The sequence below is a fragment of the Tropicibacter oceani genome (assembly GCF_029958925.1).
Lineage (GTDB): Bacteria > Pseudomonadota > Alphaproteobacteria > Rhodobacterales > Rhodobacteraceae > Pacificoceanicola > Pacificoceanicola oceani.
Window position 1 is genome coordinate 2,970,975 of sequence record NZ_CP124616.1, and the last position, 15,652, is coordinate 2,986,626.

General features: G+C 64.1%; 16 protein-coding genes. 9 read left to right on the forward strand and 7 right to left on the reverse strand.

From position 1 onward, the window contains the following. Window positions 1-120 precede the first annotated feature (120 nt). The 5 genes from QF118_RS14255 to QF118_RS14275 all read left to right on the forward strand — a co-directional run bounded on the left by QF118_RS14255 (window position 121) and on the right by QF118_RS14275 (window position 4,045). Window positions 121-414: a hypothetical protein gene (locus tag QF118_RS14255; protein ID WP_282299713.1), complete on the forward strand. Its 294-nt coding sequence runs from the start codon at window positions 121-123 to the stop codon at window positions 412-414. Between the two features lie 82 nt (window positions 415-496). Further along, on the forward strand, window positions 497-1,162 hold the full coding sequence (locus QF118_RS14260; protein ID WP_282299714.1) for an SDR family NAD(P)-dependent oxidoreductase: 666 nt from the start codon (window positions 497-499) through the stop codon (window positions 1,160-1,162). 217 nt (window positions 1,163-1,379) lie between these two features. Beyond that, a complete protein-coding gene (surE, locus tag QF118_RS14265) occupies window positions 1,380-2,165 on the forward strand; it encodes a 5'/3'-nucleotidase SurE (protein ID WP_282299715.1) in 786 nt (261 codons plus the stop codon). Further along, window positions 2,162-2,803 (forward strand): protein-L-isoaspartate(D-aspartate) O-methyltransferase, encoded by a 642-nt coding sequence (locus QF118_RS14270; protein ID WP_282299716.1) that lies wholly within the window; start codon window positions 2,162-2,164, stop codon window positions 2,801-2,803. The genes surE and QF118_RS14270 overlap by 4 nt, the downstream gene beginning before the upstream one ends. A gap of 69 nt (window positions 2,804-2,872) precedes the next feature. Beyond that, window positions 2,873-4,045 carry a peptidoglycan DD-metalloendopeptidase family protein gene (locus QF118_RS14275; RefSeq protein ID WP_282299717.1) on the forward strand — a complete coding sequence of 391 codons (1,173 nt, stop codon included), beginning with the start codon at window positions 2,873-2,875 and terminating at the stop codon, window positions 4,043-4,045. Between the two features lie 79 nt (window positions 4,046-4,124). On the opposite strand, the gene QF118_RS14280 is transcribed toward QF118_RS14275, so the two are convergent. The 4 genes from QF118_RS14280 to QF118_RS14295 are packed head-to-tail and all read right to left on the reverse strand — an operon-like array spanning window position 4,125 to window position 6,615. Continuing rightward, window positions 4,125-4,922 carry an ATP-binding protein gene (locus QF118_RS14280; protein WP_282302484.1) on the reverse strand — a complete coding sequence of 266 codons (798 nt, stop codon included), beginning with the start codon at window positions 4,920-4,922 and terminating at the stop codon, window positions 4,125-4,127. A gap of 53 nt (window positions 4,923-4,975) precedes the next feature. Further along, window positions 4,976-5,917: a twin-arginine translocase subunit TatC gene (tatC, locus tag QF118_RS14285; RefSeq protein WP_282299718.1), complete on the reverse strand. Its 942-nt coding sequence runs from the start codon at window positions 5,915-5,917 to the stop codon at window positions 4,976-4,978. Beyond that, complete coding sequence (tatB, locus tag QF118_RS14290; RefSeq protein WP_282299719.1) at window positions 5,914-6,390, reverse strand: Sec-independent protein translocase protein TatB; 477 nt, start codon at window positions 6,388-6,390, stop codon at window positions 5,914-5,916. The genes tatC and tatB overlap by 4 nt, the downstream gene beginning before the upstream one ends. Before the next feature lie 6 nt (window positions 6,391-6,396). Then, window positions 6,397-6,615 carry a twin-arginine translocase TatA/TatE family subunit gene (locus QF118_RS14295; RefSeq protein WP_282299720.1) on the reverse strand — a complete coding sequence of 73 codons (219 nt, stop codon included), beginning with the start codon at window positions 6,613-6,615 and terminating at the stop codon, window positions 6,397-6,399. A 175-nt stretch (window positions 6,616-6,790) separates the two neighbouring features. Between QF118_RS14295 and QF118_RS14300 the strand changes: the two genes are divergently transcribed. Then, complete coding sequence (locus QF118_RS14300; protein ID WP_282299721.1) at window positions 6,791-7,453, forward strand: helix-turn-helix transcriptional regulator; 663 nt, start codon at window positions 6,791-6,793, stop codon at window positions 7,451-7,453. A 113-nt stretch (window positions 7,454-7,566) separates the two neighbouring features. On the opposite strand, the gene QF118_RS14305 is transcribed toward QF118_RS14300, so the two are convergent. Next, on the reverse strand, window positions 7,567-7,908 hold the full coding sequence (locus tag QF118_RS14305; protein ID WP_282299722.1) for a DUF2794 domain-containing protein: 342 nt from the start codon (window positions 7,906-7,908) through the stop codon (window positions 7,567-7,569). Between the two features lie 225 nt (window positions 7,909-8,133). On the opposite strand from QF118_RS14305, the gene QF118_RS14310 reads away from it, so the two are divergent. The 3 genes from QF118_RS14310 (at window position 8,134) to QF118_RS14320 (ending at window position 11,978) form a co-directional block, all read left to right on the forward strand. After that, window positions 8,134-9,288, forward strand: coding sequence for a phosphoserine transaminase (locus QF118_RS14310; RefSeq protein ID WP_282299723.1), 1,155 nt, complete (start codon window positions 8,134-8,136; stop codon window positions 9,286-9,288). 96 nt (window positions 9,289-9,384) lie between these two features. Next, window positions 9,385-10,986, forward strand: a complete 1,602-nt coding sequence (gene serA / locus QF118_RS14315) for a phosphoglycerate dehydrogenase (protein WP_282299724.1) — start codon at window positions 9,385-9,387, stop codon at window positions 10,984-10,986. A 212-nt stretch (window positions 10,987-11,198) separates the two neighbouring features. After that, window positions 11,199-11,978, forward strand: a complete 780-nt coding sequence (locus QF118_RS14320) for a metallophosphoesterase (RefSeq protein ID WP_282299725.1) — start codon at window positions 11,199-11,201, stop codon at window positions 11,976-11,978. On the opposite strand, the gene QF118_RS14325 is transcribed toward QF118_RS14320, so the two are convergent. Both QF118_RS14325 and QF118_RS14330 read right to left on the reverse strand, forming a co-directional pair. After that, entirely contained in the window at window positions 11,973-13,724 is a 1,752-nt protein-coding gene (locus tag QF118_RS14325) for a SulP family inorganic anion transporter (RefSeq protein ID WP_282299726.1), read from the reverse strand. The genes QF118_RS14320 and QF118_RS14325 overlap by 6 nt on opposite strands. Before the next feature lie 166 nt (window positions 13,725-13,890). Continuing rightward, window positions 13,891-15,564, reverse strand: coding sequence for a bifunctional protein tyrosine phosphatase family protein/NAD(P)/FAD-dependent oxidoreductase (locus QF118_RS14330; protein WP_282299727.1), 1,674 nt, complete (start codon window positions 15,562-15,564; stop codon window positions 13,891-13,893). Window positions 15,565-15,652: the final 88 nt, after the last annotated feature.

Here is a 15,652-nt window from a genome sequence, read left to right on the forward strand (position 1 = left end):
AAAGGGGCGCTCAGCAACGGGCGCCCCTCTTTTGCACCTGCAGCATTGGCAGTATGTCCCGTCGCCTGACCGGCCCGACAGGCCGAAGCGACCCCCTTTCCCAGCTGCCAGAGACACGCAATGCTTGCCAGATCCCTCCGCCCCCGGGCGCGCCCGAATGACATCGACACCGCCCTGGTCCAACCGGCCACGGCCGTCACCCGCAACGCCACCGTCGAGGTCACGCTTGACCCGAACGCACCACTGCTGCTGGGAACCTTCGGCCCGGAAGGCGCGCAGAACGCGCTGATCCGCCTGCCCTCGGGCAAGGTGCAAAGCGTGACCAAGGGAGACCGGATCCAGGGCCAGGTCATCGCCGCCATCGGACCCGATGCGGTGATCCTTGGCAATTCCAGACGGTTGCAGATGCCCTGAGCACCGCCGCAAGAAGGCAAAACCACCGCCTGCGACACGCCCGTCGCTTGACGTTTTCGCGCAACCGCTCCAAACCCGTGCCATGACGAAACTTGCCCTCATCACCGGCGCCTCGCGCGGTCTTGGCTTTGCCCTGGCCGAGGCCCTTGCGCCCACCTATCACATCATCGCCGTCGCCCGCACCGTGGGCGGGTTGCAGGACCTTGACGACCGCATCAAGGCCAAGGGCGGAGAGGCGACGCTGGCGCCGATGGACATCACCAACCGCGATGCCATGGCCCATATGTGCCGTTCCATCCATGACCGCTGGGGCCCCGGTTCGCCCTCCGGGGAGGGCTGCGTTGCGCTTTGGGCGCATACCGCCATCCATGCCGCGCCGCTGACCCCGGCACATCACATGGACCAGAAGGACTGGCAGAAATCGCTGTCCACCAATGTCGATGCGATGGGGCACATGATCCCGTTTGTGGCGCCGCTTCTGGGGCTGGACGGCCAGGCGCTGTTCTTTGACGATCCGCATGGCGGCGAAAAGTTCTTTGGCCATTACGGCACCACCAAGACCGCCCAGATCGCCCTGGCGCGGTCATGGCAGGCCGAAACCGTGAAAACCGGCCCCAAGGTACATGTGCTGGCACCCAGACCGCTGGCCACCGCCACCCGCGCGCGGTTCTATCCCGGCGAAGACCGCGGCCCTCTTGCCAAACCGCAGGACGAGGCCGCGCGGCTGTTGCAGGACCTCGGGCTTTGACCATCGCGCCTGCGGCGGGCGGGTATTGAGGGGCCAGCCCCTCAAACTCCCCGGAGTATTTGCGCCAAGAAGAAGAGCAGGCCCCGCCCCTTCTTCTTGGTGAAAATACTCCCGCTGGAGGCTCCTTGCCTTTGCCACGCAGGACAAGGCTCGGCAATGCTTGCCCCGTCAGTCCCCATCGCCTATTGAGGGCTGAAGCAGACACAGGCCTTTTTCCATGCGCATTCTGATCACCAATGATGACGGCATCAACGCCCCCGGGTTGAAGGTGCTGGAAGCGATCGCCACCGAGCTGGCCGGCCCCCGCGGCGAGGTCTGGATCGTGGCCCCCGCCTTCGAGCAATCGGGCGTGGCGCATTGCATTTCCTACACCCATCCGACGATGATCGCCGAGATGGGGCATCGCCGGTTCGCCGCCGAGGGCAGTCCGGCCGATTGTGTTCTGGCCGGGTTGCACGACGTGCTGAAGGACAGCCCGCCCGATCTGATCCTGTCCGGGGTGAACCGGGGCAACAACTCGGCCGAGAATGCGCTTTATTCGGGCACCTTGGGCGGCGCCATGGAAGGCGCGCTTCAGGGCGTGCCCTCGATCGCCTTGTCGCAGTACCTGGGGCCGGAAACCCAGGATCTCGAAGACCCCTTCGAGGCCTCCGCGCTACATGGCGCGGCCACCCTGCGCAAGATCCTGGAGGCTGGTGCGGCGGACGAGCAGCCCTACAAGCTGTTCTGGAACGTCAACTTTCCCCCCGTCCCCGCCGCCGCCGTCAAGGGCGTCAGGCTGGCGGCGCAGGGCATTCGCCAGGGCACGCGCTTTTCGGTCGAGCCGCACCTGTCGCCTTCGGGGCGGCGGTTCCTGTGGGCGCGCGGCGGCAACCAGCGCATCGCGACCCTGCCCGGCACCGATGCGGCCCTGAACCTGGATGGCTATATCACGGTCACGCCGATGCGCGCGGACCTGACCGCGCATGACACCCTGGCCGCGCTGAAGGGCGCCTTTGAATGACCTTTGACGCCGAGGCCAAGATGCAGTTCCTGTTCGCCCTGCGCTCGAAGGGCGTGACCGACAGCGCCGTGCTGGAGGCGATGGAACGCGTGGACCGCGGCGATTTCATCCAGGGCTATTTCACCGACCGCGCCTATGAGGACATGCCGCTGCCCATCGCCTGCGGGCAGACCATTTCGCAGCCTTCGGTGGTCGGTGTCATGACCCAGGCGCTGCAACTGGGACCGCGCGACAAGGTGCTGGAGGTTGGCACCGGCTCGGGCTATCAGGCGGCGGTTCTGGCGCAGCTGGCGCGGCGGGTCTATACCGTCGACCGCCACCGCAGGCTGGTGCAGGCGGCGCGCGCGATCTTTGACGCCCAGGGCATCACCAACATCACCGCCTTTACCGCCGACGGGTCGCATGGCCTGCCCGATCAGGCGCCCTTTGATCGCATTCTCGTGACCGCTGCCGCCGAGGACCCGCCCGGGCCGCTCTTGGCCCAGCTGAAGATTGGCGGTATCATGATCGTGCCCGTGGGGCAGTCCGATGCTGTCCAGCGGCTGATCCGTGTCACCCGGCACGAGGATCGCTTTGACTATGAAGAGCTGCGCCCCGTGCGTTTCGTGCCCCTGGTCGAAGGACTGGGCAAGGACTGAACCCGGCCTGCGCGACAGGCAAATTCCAAGGCCCCGATCAACAAGGGGCACGTTGTGAGGACATTCGAGATGAGTATCGCCCGCTTTCCCCGTATCACCTCGGCCCTGGCGCTGAGCACCGCCCTGGCCGCCTGTTCCGGTCCGATCGACCTGGATCTGCGGGGCAAGATGGGAAGCGGCTTTGACACGGCGCAGGCGGCGCAAAACGCCTCACCCGCGAACCGGCCCAGCCCGGATGATCGCGGCATCCTGTCCTATCCCAACTACCAAGTCGCCGTGGCGCGGCGCGGCGATACCGTCGCGGATGTGGCCGCCCGGGTCGGCCTGCCCGCTGACGAGCTGGCGCGTTACAACGGCGTGCGCACAACCGATCCGCTGCGCCGCGGCGAGATCATCGCCCTGCCGCGCCGCGTTGCCGAACCTTCGCCCGCCACCGGCGCCGACACCACCGGCCCGATCCGGCCCGCCGCACAGGTCGATGTGACCACGCTGGCCGGGAATGCGATCGAGCGCGCCGCCTCGACCACGCCGGCGGCCTCGGGCGGGGCGACGGGGGTCGAACCCGTCCGCCACCAGGTGGCGCGCGGCGAAACCGCCTTTACCATTGCGCGGCTTTACAATGTCTCGCCCCGCTCGCTGGGCGAATGGAACGGGCTGGATGAACAATTCTCGGTCCGCGAGGGGCAGTTCCTGCTGATCCCGGTGAACCGCGATGCCGCGCCCGTGGTGGAAACCGCCGCCGTGACCCAGCCCGGCGCCGGATCGCCGACGCCGCAGCCGCCGTCCGCCTCCAAGCCGTTGCCGACAGAAGTGCCCGCCGCCGCAACCAAGCCCGAGCCCGCCAAGGAGCCCGTCGCCGATATCGGTCAGAGCACCAGCAAGCCGGCGTCGAATGCCGCGATGACCATGCCGGTGGCCGGCAGCATCATCCGCGACTATGCCAAGGGCCGCAACGAGGGCATCGACATCGCCGCCAGCGCCGGCACCCCGGTCAAGGCCGCGGCTTCGGGTCAGGTCGCCTCGATCAGCACCACCGCCGAAGGGGTCAAGTTCCTGCTGGTGCGTCATCCCGATGACGTCATCACCGTCTACACCCACCTTGACGACATCACCGTTCAAAAGGGCGATGCGGTCAGCCGGGGCCAGGTCGTGGGCAAGGTGCGCGCAGGCGATCCCGCCTTCCTGCACTTCGAAGTCCGCAAGGGTTTCGAAAGCACGGACCCGATGGCCTATCTGCAATAACGGTGTGAAACGGTGTGATCGGCCCGCGCGGCGTTCCAGAACCCGGGTGGCCGATGGCCAGCCCGGACCCGGACCTGGATCAGTCCAGCGCCACGCCCTTGCGGCCCGCCAGGTCGACAAAGAACTGCCAGGCCACCCGGCCCGACCGCGCGCCGCGCGTGGCCTGCCATTCGATCGCCTCGGCGTGCATTTCGTCTGCATCGACCGTCACGCCGTACGCCACGCAATAGCCCTTGATCATCGCCAGGTAATCGTCCTGCGTGCATGGGTGGAAGCCCAGCCACAGCCCGAAACGATCCGACAGCGATACCTTTTCCTCGACCGCCTCTGACGGGTTGATCGAGGTCGAGCGTTCGTTTTCGATCATGTCGCGGGGCATCAGGTGACGGCGGTTCGAGGTGGCATAGAACACCACGTTGTCAGGCCGCCCTTCGACGCCGCCATCCAGCACCGCCTTGAGGCTTTTGTAATGCTCGTCGTCATGGCTGAACGACAGGTCATCGCAGAACAGCACAAAGCGTTGCGGCGACCCGCGCAGCAGGGTCAGCAGACGCGACACCGACGACAGGTCCTCGCGCTGGATTTCGATCAGCTTCAGGTCATGCCCTTCGTCGGCGACGGTGCCATGCACCGCCTTGACAAGGCTGGACTTTCCGGTGCCGCGCGCGCCCCACAGCAGGGCGTTGTTGGCAGGCAGCCCGCGCGCGAACTGCCGGGTGTTGGCCAGCAGCGTGTCGCGCGACCGTTCCACCCCGACCAGCAGCGCCAGATCGACCCGGTTCACCACCGCCACCGGCACCAGCCGGTCCGGCGCCACGTGCCAGACAAAGGCCTCGGCCGCGGCGAAATCCGGGGCGGACAGCGGCGGCGGAGACATCCGTTCCAACGCCGCCGCGATCCGTTCCAGGGGGTCGCTTGCTGTGGGCTTGCTCACTTGCCGTCGTCCTCGTCGAACTCTTTCATCAGCGGATCTTCCTCGTCGTCGTCTTCGAACCAGAGGCCCTGCTCGCGCAGGTCTTTTTCGCGCTTCTTCTCGACCATTCGCACAAGAAGGATGGAGACTTCGTATAGGCCGTAGACAACCGTGAACAGGATCAGCTGCGTCGTGACATCCGGCGGCGTCACGACCGCGGCCAGGATCAGGATGCCGACCATCGCGTATTTGCGCACCCGGCCAAGCCCTTCCGAGCTGACCAGCCCGACCTTGCCCATCAGCGTCAAAAGCACCGGCAACTGAAAGCACAGGCCAAAGGCGATGATGAACTTCAACGTGATATCAAGGCTTTCGTTCACCTTGCCGAAAAAGGTGATCTTGATCCCCTCGGCGGTTTCGGGGACCACGGCAGCGCCCTGCGGCAGCGCCGCGCCGGTGGCGTCACCGGCCCGTGACAAGAGGTTTGCAAAGATCGACGAAAAATCCGCAAAGCCAAGGAAAAAGGCCATGGCCAGCGGCGTGACGACGAAATGCGCAAAGCTGGCGCCCAGCAGGAACATGAAGGGCGAAGCGATCAGAAAGGGCAGAAAGGCGCCCTTTTCCGATTTGTACAGCCCCGGCGCCACAAAGCGCCACAGCTGGAACGAGATCACCGGAAAGGCCAGCGCAAAGCCAAAGACCATCGAGATCCGGAACAGCGTGAACAGGTATTCCTGCGGCGACGTGAACTGCATCGTCGGCGACGGGTCCCCCAGATCGCGCAGGGTTTCCTCGATCGGGCCCAGCAGGAACTGCATGATCGGTTCGGCCACCGTAAAGGCCAGCACAATGCCCACGATAAAAGCCAGCACGCAGCGAATGAGCCGCGTGCGCAATTCTGCCAGATGCTCGATCAGCGGGGCCGAGCTGTCTTCGAGGTCGTCGTCGGCGCTGCTCATGCTTTCCCCTTGTCGGCGGCGGGGGTGTCATCCCCGGCGGCCGCATCATCCTTCAACGAGGCCTCGAGCGCATCGGCCTTCTCTACCGCCTCGGCGGCTTCGCGGGCCTTGCGTTCGGCCGCCATGCGGGCGGCGTTGGCCTCGATTTTTTTCCTCGCGGCGTCGCGTTCCTTGGAAAGCTTGCCGGTTTCGCTGTCCGGGTTCAGGTCGGTCATCGACTTGGCCGCATCCTTGACACCGTCCATGGCGCTGCCCACCGGGTTGGTGGCGGTCTTCAGCGATTTCTGCAGATCCTTGACGCCCGCCTCGTCGGCGGCCTGGTTCATCGCGGTCGAAAACTCGCGCGCCATGCCCCGGGCCTTGCCCATGAAGCGGCCCACGTTGCGGAACACCACCGGAAGATCCTTGGGGCCGATCACGATCAGCGCCACGATCCCGATGACCAGCAGCTCGGTCCAGCCGAGATCAAACATGGCCCGTTACGCCTTGTCTTTTTTTTCTTCCTCGGGGGTGACGTCCACGGCATCGGCGGCCTTGGCGTCCTCAAGCTCCTGCTTGCCCTCGTCCACGCCCTTCTTGAACGCGGTGATCCCCTTGCCAACCTCACCCATGAGGCTGGAAATCTTGCCGCGGCCGAACAGGACCAGCACCACGACGGCAATCAGCAGAAGGCCCGGAAGGCCGATATTGTTGAGCATGGCTCATCTCCTTTGTCAGCAGACCCATCCGGCCCGCCCGAAAATCATCCAAGGGTTCTAGGCGCTATTTTGCAGGGGGAAAAGCGCCAAAACAGCGCTGTGGCCTGCAAGTTTTGTCACTATCTTGTCAGTTGTCAGGATTTTGTCAGTATATACCCAAGGACAGGAGCATGACATGAATCGCAAGGACAGGCTTTACGCCCTGATGGAACGGCTGCGCGACGGCCAGCTGCACACCGCCGAGGCGATGGCCCAGGACCTTGGCGTCTCGGTCCGCACGATCTATCGCGATATGGAAGTGCTGGCCGCCTCCGGCGTTCCGGTCGAGGGCGCGCGCGGCTACGGCTATACCGCGCTGGCCGCCGTCACCCTGCCGCCGCTCAACCTGACGGAATCCGAACTGGACGCGCTGCATATCGCGCTGGCCGCGCTTGGCGCATCGCGCCTTGACGAACACGCCGCCGCCGCCCGCAGCCTTGCCGCCAAGATCGACGCGGTCCTGCCCGCCGACGCGGGTGCCCCGGTGGCGCCCTTCGGCTTTGCCACAGATGCCTTCGCCGAGGCCGCGCGCGGATTTGCCCACATGCCCGCGATCCGCGCCGCCATCCGCGCCCGGCAGAAACTGCGCGTCACGCTGGCAAGCAAAGCCCATGACATCCGCCCCCTGCACCTTGATTACTGGGGCCGTGTCTGGACCTGCGTGTGCTGGGACGAAACCCTGGGCGGCTTTAAGCGCTTTGCCCTCGAACGCATCGAATCCCTCAGCCCCCTGCCCGGCCTTTTCGTCGACGAACCCGGCAAACGCCTGGCCGACTGGCAGGGCACCGCGTCGGGCTGACCACGCCCATGTTTCCACACGCCCATGTTTCCAATTGCCACAAATATCCTGCGGGGGTCCGGGGGTGCAAAACCCCCGGCGGCGCCCCGGCAAAGGCGCTGCCCGACCTGTCGTCAATCGACCGATCGGATCAGCTTGCGCTCCAGCACCCGCAGCACCGTCTTCAGGTCATGCCCGCGCTTGAGCACCTGACCGTCCATCCCGACCACCGCATATTCCCCCTGCCGGCCGCGCAGCTTGGGCCGCTTCTCGATTCGGTACAGCGGGTTTTCGGCGGTGCGCCGGAACACCGCGAACACGGCCAGGTCGCGCAGGCTGGAGATGCCGTAATCGCGCCATTCCCCCGCGGCCACCATGCGCCCGTAAAGCGACAGGATGACGGTCAGTTCCGTGCGGTGAAACATGACGACCGGTTGCGGCGTCGCTGATCCGGGGAAAGGTGTAAGACTGTTCATTGTTTCAGATTTGCGCCAATGCCCCTTGAAATCAAGGGGTTTGAACTGCGCGCCCCGCCCATGCCCCGGCCCGGGTTTCCGATCGGCTCCGTTTTGTGCATGGATTTGTTCGAATGCGGCGATTTGGACGCAGAATCCGACTTGCCGCGCCTCAGCGCTTCCCATACATCCGGCTTCGGGACACCCCTCCCCAACGAGGGGCATCTATCTGGAAGGTTAGCAGATATGACCACTGCACACCCGGCAACGCGGCCGGCAAACCCGCGTTTCTCCTCTGGCCCCTGCGCCAAGATCCCCACATTCGAACTGAGCAAGCTGGCCGATGCGCCGCTGGGCCGCTCGCACCGCGCGAAGGTCGGCAAGGAAAAGCTGCTTGCCGCGATCGAACAGACCCGCGACATCCTTGGCATTCCCGCCGACTACAAGATCGGCATCGTTCCCGCCTCCGACACCGGCGCGGTCGAAATGGCGATGTGGTCGATGCTGGGCGCCCGCAAGGCGACCATGGTCGCCTGGGAAAGCTTTGGCTCGGGCTGGGTGTCCGATGTCGTCAAACAGCTGAAGATCGACGCCGAGGTGCGCGAGGCTGGTTATGGCGAAATCGTCGACATGGCCACCATCGATTACAACACCGACGTCGTCTTTACCTGGAACGGCACCACCTCGGGCGTGCGCATGGCCAATGGCGATGCGATCCCGGCGGACCGCGAAGGCCTGACCATCTGCGACGCCACCAGCGCCGCCTTTGCCATGGACCTGCCCTGGGACAAACTGGATGTGACCACCTTCTCCTGGCAGAAGGTCATGGGCGGCGAAGCGGCCCACGGCATGATCGTCCTGTCGCCCCGCGCGGTTGAACGGCTGGAAACCTATACCCCCGCCTGGCCGCTGCCGAAAATCTTCCGCATGACCAAGGGCGGCAAGCTGATCGACGGAATCTTCAAGGGCGAGACGATCAACACCCCCTCGATGCTGGCGGTCGAGGATTACCTTGTCGCGCTGGACTGGGCCAAATCCATCGGCGGGCTGCCGATGCTGATCGAACGCGCCACGACCAACGCGAAAATCCTGTGGGATTTCTGCGACCGTCACGACTGGCTGGACAACCTCGCGGTTGATCCCGCCACGCGCTCGAACACCTCGGTCTGCCTCAAGTTCACCGATGACCGGATCAAGGACGGCGCCGCCTTTGCCAAGGCCGTGGCGAAAAAGCTCGAAGATTACAACGCCGCCTATGACATCGGCGCCTATCGCGATGCCCCCGCGGGCCTGCGGATCTGGTGCGGTGCCACGGTCGAAGCGTCGGATATCGAAAAGCTGACGCTCTGGCTCAAATGGGCCTTCGAAGCCGTGATGGCCGAGCAGACCGAAGCGGCCTGAGCCGATCCAAAAGCGACCGATCCCGGGCTTGACCCGGGATCTCATCCCTTCCTTTCCAGACAGGAGGCCCCGGATCAGGTCCGGGGCGCGACAGACATGACCGCACCCAAAGTTCTCATCTCCGACAGCCTTTCCGACGCCGCCGTCCAGATTTTCCGCGATCGCGGGATCGACGTCGATTTCATGCCCGAACTGGGCAAGGACAAGGAAAAGCTGGCTGAAATCATCGGCAACTATGACGGCCTTGCCATCCGTTCTGCCACCAAGGTGACCCCGTCGATCCTCGAGCATGCCAAAAAGCTCAAGGTTGTCGGCCGCGCCGGCATCGGCACCGACAACGTCGACAAGGAAGCCGCCTCCAAGGCCGGTGTGATCGTCATGAACACGCCCTTTGGCAACATGATCACCACCGCCGAACATGCCATCGCCATGATGTTCGCCGTCGCCCGCCAGATCCCCGAGGCATCGGCCTCGACCCACGCGGGCAAGTGGGAAAAGTCCAAGTTCATGGGCGTCGAGCTGACCGGCAAGACCCTGGGCGTCATCGGCGCGGGCAACATCGGCGGCATCGTCTGTGATCGTGCGCGCGGCCTGAAGATGAAGGTCGTGGCCTATGACCCCTTCCTGTCGGAAGAGAAGGCCGAAAAGATGCAGGTCGAAAAGGTCGATCTGGAAACCCTTCTCAAGCGCGCCGATTTCATCACTCTGCATGTGCCGCTGACTGACCAGACCCGCAACATCCTGAGCCGTGAAAACCTGGAAAAGACCAAGAAAGGCGTGCGCATCATCAACTGTGCGCGCGGCGGCCTGGTCGACGAACAGGCGCTGGCCGATCTGCTGACCTCGGGCCACGTGGCCGGCGCGGCGTTCGACGTCTTTGCCGAAGAGCCCGCCAAGGACAACCCGCTGTTCGGTCTGCCCAACGTGGTCTGCACCCCGCACCTGGGCGCCTCGACCTCGGAAGCGCAGGAAAACGTCGCCCTTCAGGTGGCCGAACAGATGTCCAACTACCTGCTGACCGGCGCGGTTGAAAACGCGCTGAACATGCCGTCGGTCACCGCCGAAGAGGCCAAGATCATGGGTCCCTGGATCAAGCTGGCCGACCACCTTGGCAGCTTCATCGGCCAGATGACCGATGATGAGCCGATCAAGGCGATCAATATCCTGTATGATGGCTATGCCTCGGAAATGAACCTGGAGGCGTTGAACTGTTCGCTGATCGCGGGGATCATGAAGTCGATCAACCCCGATGTGAACATGGTTTCGGCCCCCACCATCGCCAAGGAACGCGGCATCAAGGTGTCGACCACCAACCAGGAACAGTCGGGCGCCTTCGAAGGTTATATCAAGGTGACGGTCGTCACGCCCAAGCGCGAACGCTCGATCGCCGGGACGGTCTTCTCGGATGGCAAGCCGCGCTTTATCCAGATCAAGGGCATCAACATCGACGCCGAGGTCGGCCGTCACATGCTGTATACCACCAACGAAGACGTGCCGGGCATCATCGGCGCATTGGGCAAGACCATGGGTGACATGGGCGTGAACATCGCCAACTTTACCCTGGGCCGTGCCGCCGCCCGCGGCGAGGCGATTGCCCTGCTTTACGTCGACGAACCCGTGCCCGCCGAGGCACGCGCCAAGCTGGCGGAAACAGGTCTGTTCAAGCAGATCAAGCCGCTGCAGTTCGACGTCGTCTGATCGACCCGCACAGGTCCAGGATCGCGCCGCCCTTCGGGGCGGCGCTTTTCGTTTGGCCCCTGCCCGCACCGCCGCAGGGGCAAAAGCCGCGATTGCGATCAGAAAAGCGGGGAATTGCCCTTCATCACGCCGCCGCGCCGTCTATAAAGGGCGCAGGACCACCCCCGCCCCGGCCCAACGGCCCGCGTGCGGGCGCAAAAGGAACCGCATTCATGTCCTCGCTTTACGCCATCGGCGACATTCACGGCCAACTTGGCATGCTCGAAGACCAGCTTGCGCAGATCGACAAGGACAGCGGCGGCGATGCGCGCATCGTCTTTCTGGGGGATTACGTTGACCGGGGGGCGGACTCCAAGGCGGTGATCGACCTGTTCCTGCAGGCCCGCGCCGAAGGCCGCGACTGGACCTTCATCAAGGGCAACCACGACCGCATGTTCCAGCGTTTCATCGAAACCGGGCAAAGCGACGATGAACGCATCCTGTCGGGCAAGCTGTGGCTGCACGAACGCCTGGGCGGGGTCGACACGCTGAATTCCTATCTTGATACGGCGGAAACGCTGCGCGCCCTTGGCGCACAGACCACCGACCTGACCGCCTTTGGCATCGAACAGATGCCCAAGGACCTGCTGCACGCCTTCCTTGCGGCGCTGACCAAGGCCATCCCGCAGGCCCATCGCGATTTTCTGCGCGACCTGTCGCTAAGCCATACCGAAAGGGACAAATTCTTTGTCCATGCCGGCGTGCGCCCCGGCCTGCCCCTGCACCAGCAGGAAGAGGACGACATGCTGTGGATCCGCGAGGAATTCCTGCACGACGACCGTCATCACGGCGCGCTGGTCGTGCATGGCCATACGCCGGTCGACGCGCCCGAGTTGCGCGCCAACCGGCTGAACCTTGATACCGGCGCGGGCTATGGCCGCCCGCTCAGCGTCGCGGTCTTTGAAGACGACGACATCTTTCACCTGACCCCGATGGGCCGCGCGCGTCTATGACGCCGCGCGCAGGGGCTGTTTGCGCAGCGTCTGCCAGGCATCATACTGCGACAGGAACACCTGCCCGGTCAGCTGGTCCAGAAAGTGCGAGCGTTGCAGCCGGTCCATGACCGGGCCCTTGACCTCGGACAGGTGCATCTTGATGCCCATCTCGTCCAGACGGCGGTTCAACTCTTCCAGCGTTTCCAGCGCGCTGAAATCGACCTCGTTCACGGCGGGGAACATCAAGATTACATGTTCCAGCGGCTCGTCGCAGGTGACCCGTTTCAGCACGTAATCCTCAAGGAACCGCGCATTGGCGAAATACAGGCTTTCGTCGACGCGCAGGGTGACGATTTCGTCCTGCGTTTCCACGTGATGGCGGTTGATGTTGCGGAAATGCTGGGTGCCGGGCACCAGCCCGACCTCGGCCACATGCGGGCGCGATGTCTTGTACAGGTGCAACCCGATCGACAGGACCACACCGGCGGAAACACCCGCCTCGACCCCGAAGGTCAGCGTCAGGAAAATCGTCGCGGCGACGGCGGCGAAATCAACCTTGGAATATTTCCACGCCTTGGGCAGGATCGAAAAATCGACCAAGCTCAGCACCGCCACGATGATCGTCGCGGCCAGCGTGGCATTGGGCAGGAAATACAGCAGCGGCGTCAAAAGCAGCGTCGCGATGGCGATGCCCACGGCGGTAAAGGCGCCCGCCGCCGGGGTTTCGGCGCCCGCGTCAAAGTTCACGACCGAGCGGGAAAAGCCCCCCGTCACCGGGAAACCGCCCGACATGGCCGTCGAAATGTTCGACGCGCCAAGCCCGATCAATTCCTGATCCGGGTCGATGCGCTGGCGGCGCTTGGCGGCCAGGGTCTGGGCCACCGACACGGATTCGACAAAGCCGATGATCGAAATCAACAGCGCCGAGATGAAGAGCTGGTTCCACAGCTCGGGCGAAAAGCTGGGCGCGGTCAGCGGTGGCAGGCCCATGGGCACCTCGCCGACGATCTTGACGCCCTTGTCATTCAGACCGAACAGGAAGGTGGCCAGCGTGGTGACGATCACCGCGCCCACCGGCCCGGCCTTGGCCAGGATTTCCGCCATGCGCGGTTTCAGCCCCAGGCCCAGCAACAAGGGTTTCAGCCCCTTGCGCACCCAGAACAGGAAGGCGACAGCCAGAATGCCGATGAACAGGGTGATGACGTTGGTATCGGACTGATGCTCGATCATGGTGCGGGTCAGTTCGATCAGCGTGTGACCGTGCATGTCGATGCCAAAGATATGCTTGAGCTGGCTGGCCGCGATCAATACGCCCGAGGCGGTGATGAAACCCGCGATCACCGGATGGCTGAGAAAGTTCGCCAGAAAGCCAAGGCGCAAAACCCCCAGCACCAGCAAAATTGCCCCCGAGATGAAGGCCAGCGTGCCCGCCGCGATGGCGATCTGCACCGGGTCCGACAGGCCCAGGTTGGCAATCGCCGCCGCTGTCATCAAGGACACCACAGCCACCGGACCCACCGCCAGCGCGCGGCTGGTACCAAAGATCGCATAGGCGATCAGCGGCAGGATCGAGGCATAGAGCCCCATTTCCGCCGGCAGCCCCGCCAAAAGCGCATAGGCCAGCGATTGCGGGATCAGCATGATCGTCACGATCACCGCCGCCACGGCGTCATTGGTGGCGGTGTGGCGGTTGTAGTCCTTGGCCCATGTCAGGATGGGCAGGTAACGGGTAAAGCTCGAGGCCGTAGGCCGGGGCATTTTCATGGGCTTTGTCCTGTCTCTCCAAGCCTGTGAAAGAGACTCGGGGTTGCGCGATTGCGCCCTATATATTCAACTTACGGAATTTGTGAAGGGCGATTAACCCCTGACCCCGAAATTGTCGCGGCCCCAGAGCATGCCCCGGGGCCGAGTGTCTTTCACCGCAGCGGGTCTACTTGGCCGTGACCTTCTCCGGCTTGGCCAGCCATTCCTTGCCGCGCAGCATCGCCTTCCAATAGACCGGCGGCAGGATCTGTTCCTTCAGCAGCCATGCGGCGCGGGTCGGTTTGGTGCCGTCGATGATCCACTTGGGGAAACTGGGCAGAAGCGTGCCGCCATAGCCGAACTCGGCCAGGACGATCTTGCCTTTTTCGACGGTCAGCGGGCACGAGCCATAGCCGTTGTACATCGACACCGGCGATTTGCCGTCGATGTCGGCAGCGACGTTGTCGGCCACCACGGGGGCCTGCATCCGGGCGGCGGCGGCGGTCTTGGCGTTGGGCGCGTTCATCACGTCGCCCAGGCTCCAGATGTTGTCATAGGTCTTGTGGCGCAGGGTGCTTTGATCGACATCGACCCAGCCCGCCGCATCCGCCAGGGGCGAGACGCGGATGAAATCGGGCGCGCACTGCGGCGGGCAGACGTGCATCATGTCGAATTCCACCGTGACTTCGGTCGGCTCGGTCTCGGGTTTTGCCACCTTGAAGGTCGCGGTCTTGGCCTTGCCATCCACCGCAACAAGGTTGTGGAAGAAGTTCAGGCTGGCGTCGTATTTCTTGACGTATTCCTCAAGCGCCGGGACATAGTCCTTGACCCCGAACAGCACGCCGCCCGCGTTCATGAACTGGATGTCGATGTTCTTCAGCATGCCATTGCGGAACCAGTGGTCGCCGGACAGGTACAACGCCTTTTGCGGTGCGCCGGCGCATTTGATCGGCATCGGCGGCTGGGTGAACAGGGCGCGGCCCTTCTTCATACCCTTGACCAACTCCCAGGTGTAAGGTGCCAGATCGTAACGATAATTCGACGTCACGCCGTTCTTGCCCAGCGTGTCGACCAGCCCCTTGACCGCGTTCCAGTTCAGCTTGAGCCCCGGACAGACGATCAGGCGGTCGTATTTCACCACGCGGCAACCATCGAGGATGACGGCATTGTTCTGCGGTTCAAAGGCCGCCACAGCGGATTTGAGCCAATGCACCCCCTTGGGGATCAGGCTGCCCATGGTGCGCGCGGTGCTTTCGGCCTCGAAGATGCCGCCGCCAACCATGGTCCAGCCGGGCTGGTAGTAATGCACATCCGCCGGGTCGATCACCGCGATGTTCAGCCCCGGCTTGCGCGCCTTGAGGCTGGAAGACACGGCAATCCCTGCCGCGCCGCCGCCGACGACAACCACGTCGTATTTGGCATCGCCTTCATCGGTGGGGGTCTTGCCGCCATTGACGATGCGGCGCACGACGCCCGCCATGTCATAACCTGCCGATTTGGTCGCCTGCAGGATGTCCGCCGGGGCCATGCCCGCCGCCTGGCTCAGCGACCACAGCGTCGCCGAACGTGTGCCGGTGCGGCAATAGGCAAAGACCGGGCCGGGCAGTTCGCGCAGCAGCTTGCCAAAGGTTTCTGCGTCTTCGTCCAGCACCTTGCCGCCGACGATCGGCTGATAGCGGGTTTGCAGACCGGCATCAGACGCGGCCTTGGCGATTTCCTCAAAGGTGGGCTGGTCGGCGCCTTCGCCATCGGGGCGGTTGCAGATGACGGATCGGTAACCGGCTGCGGCGATTTCGGCCAGATGCTCGGGCAGGATCTGCGGCGAGACGGTGATGTCGTCGTTGATCTTCTTGAATTCCACGGGCGGGTCTCCTCCGGGTGCTGGAATCACTGCGTTGACCCTATATAAATTCACAAAGCCGAATGCGTCAGATGCTTAGACGTCGCAG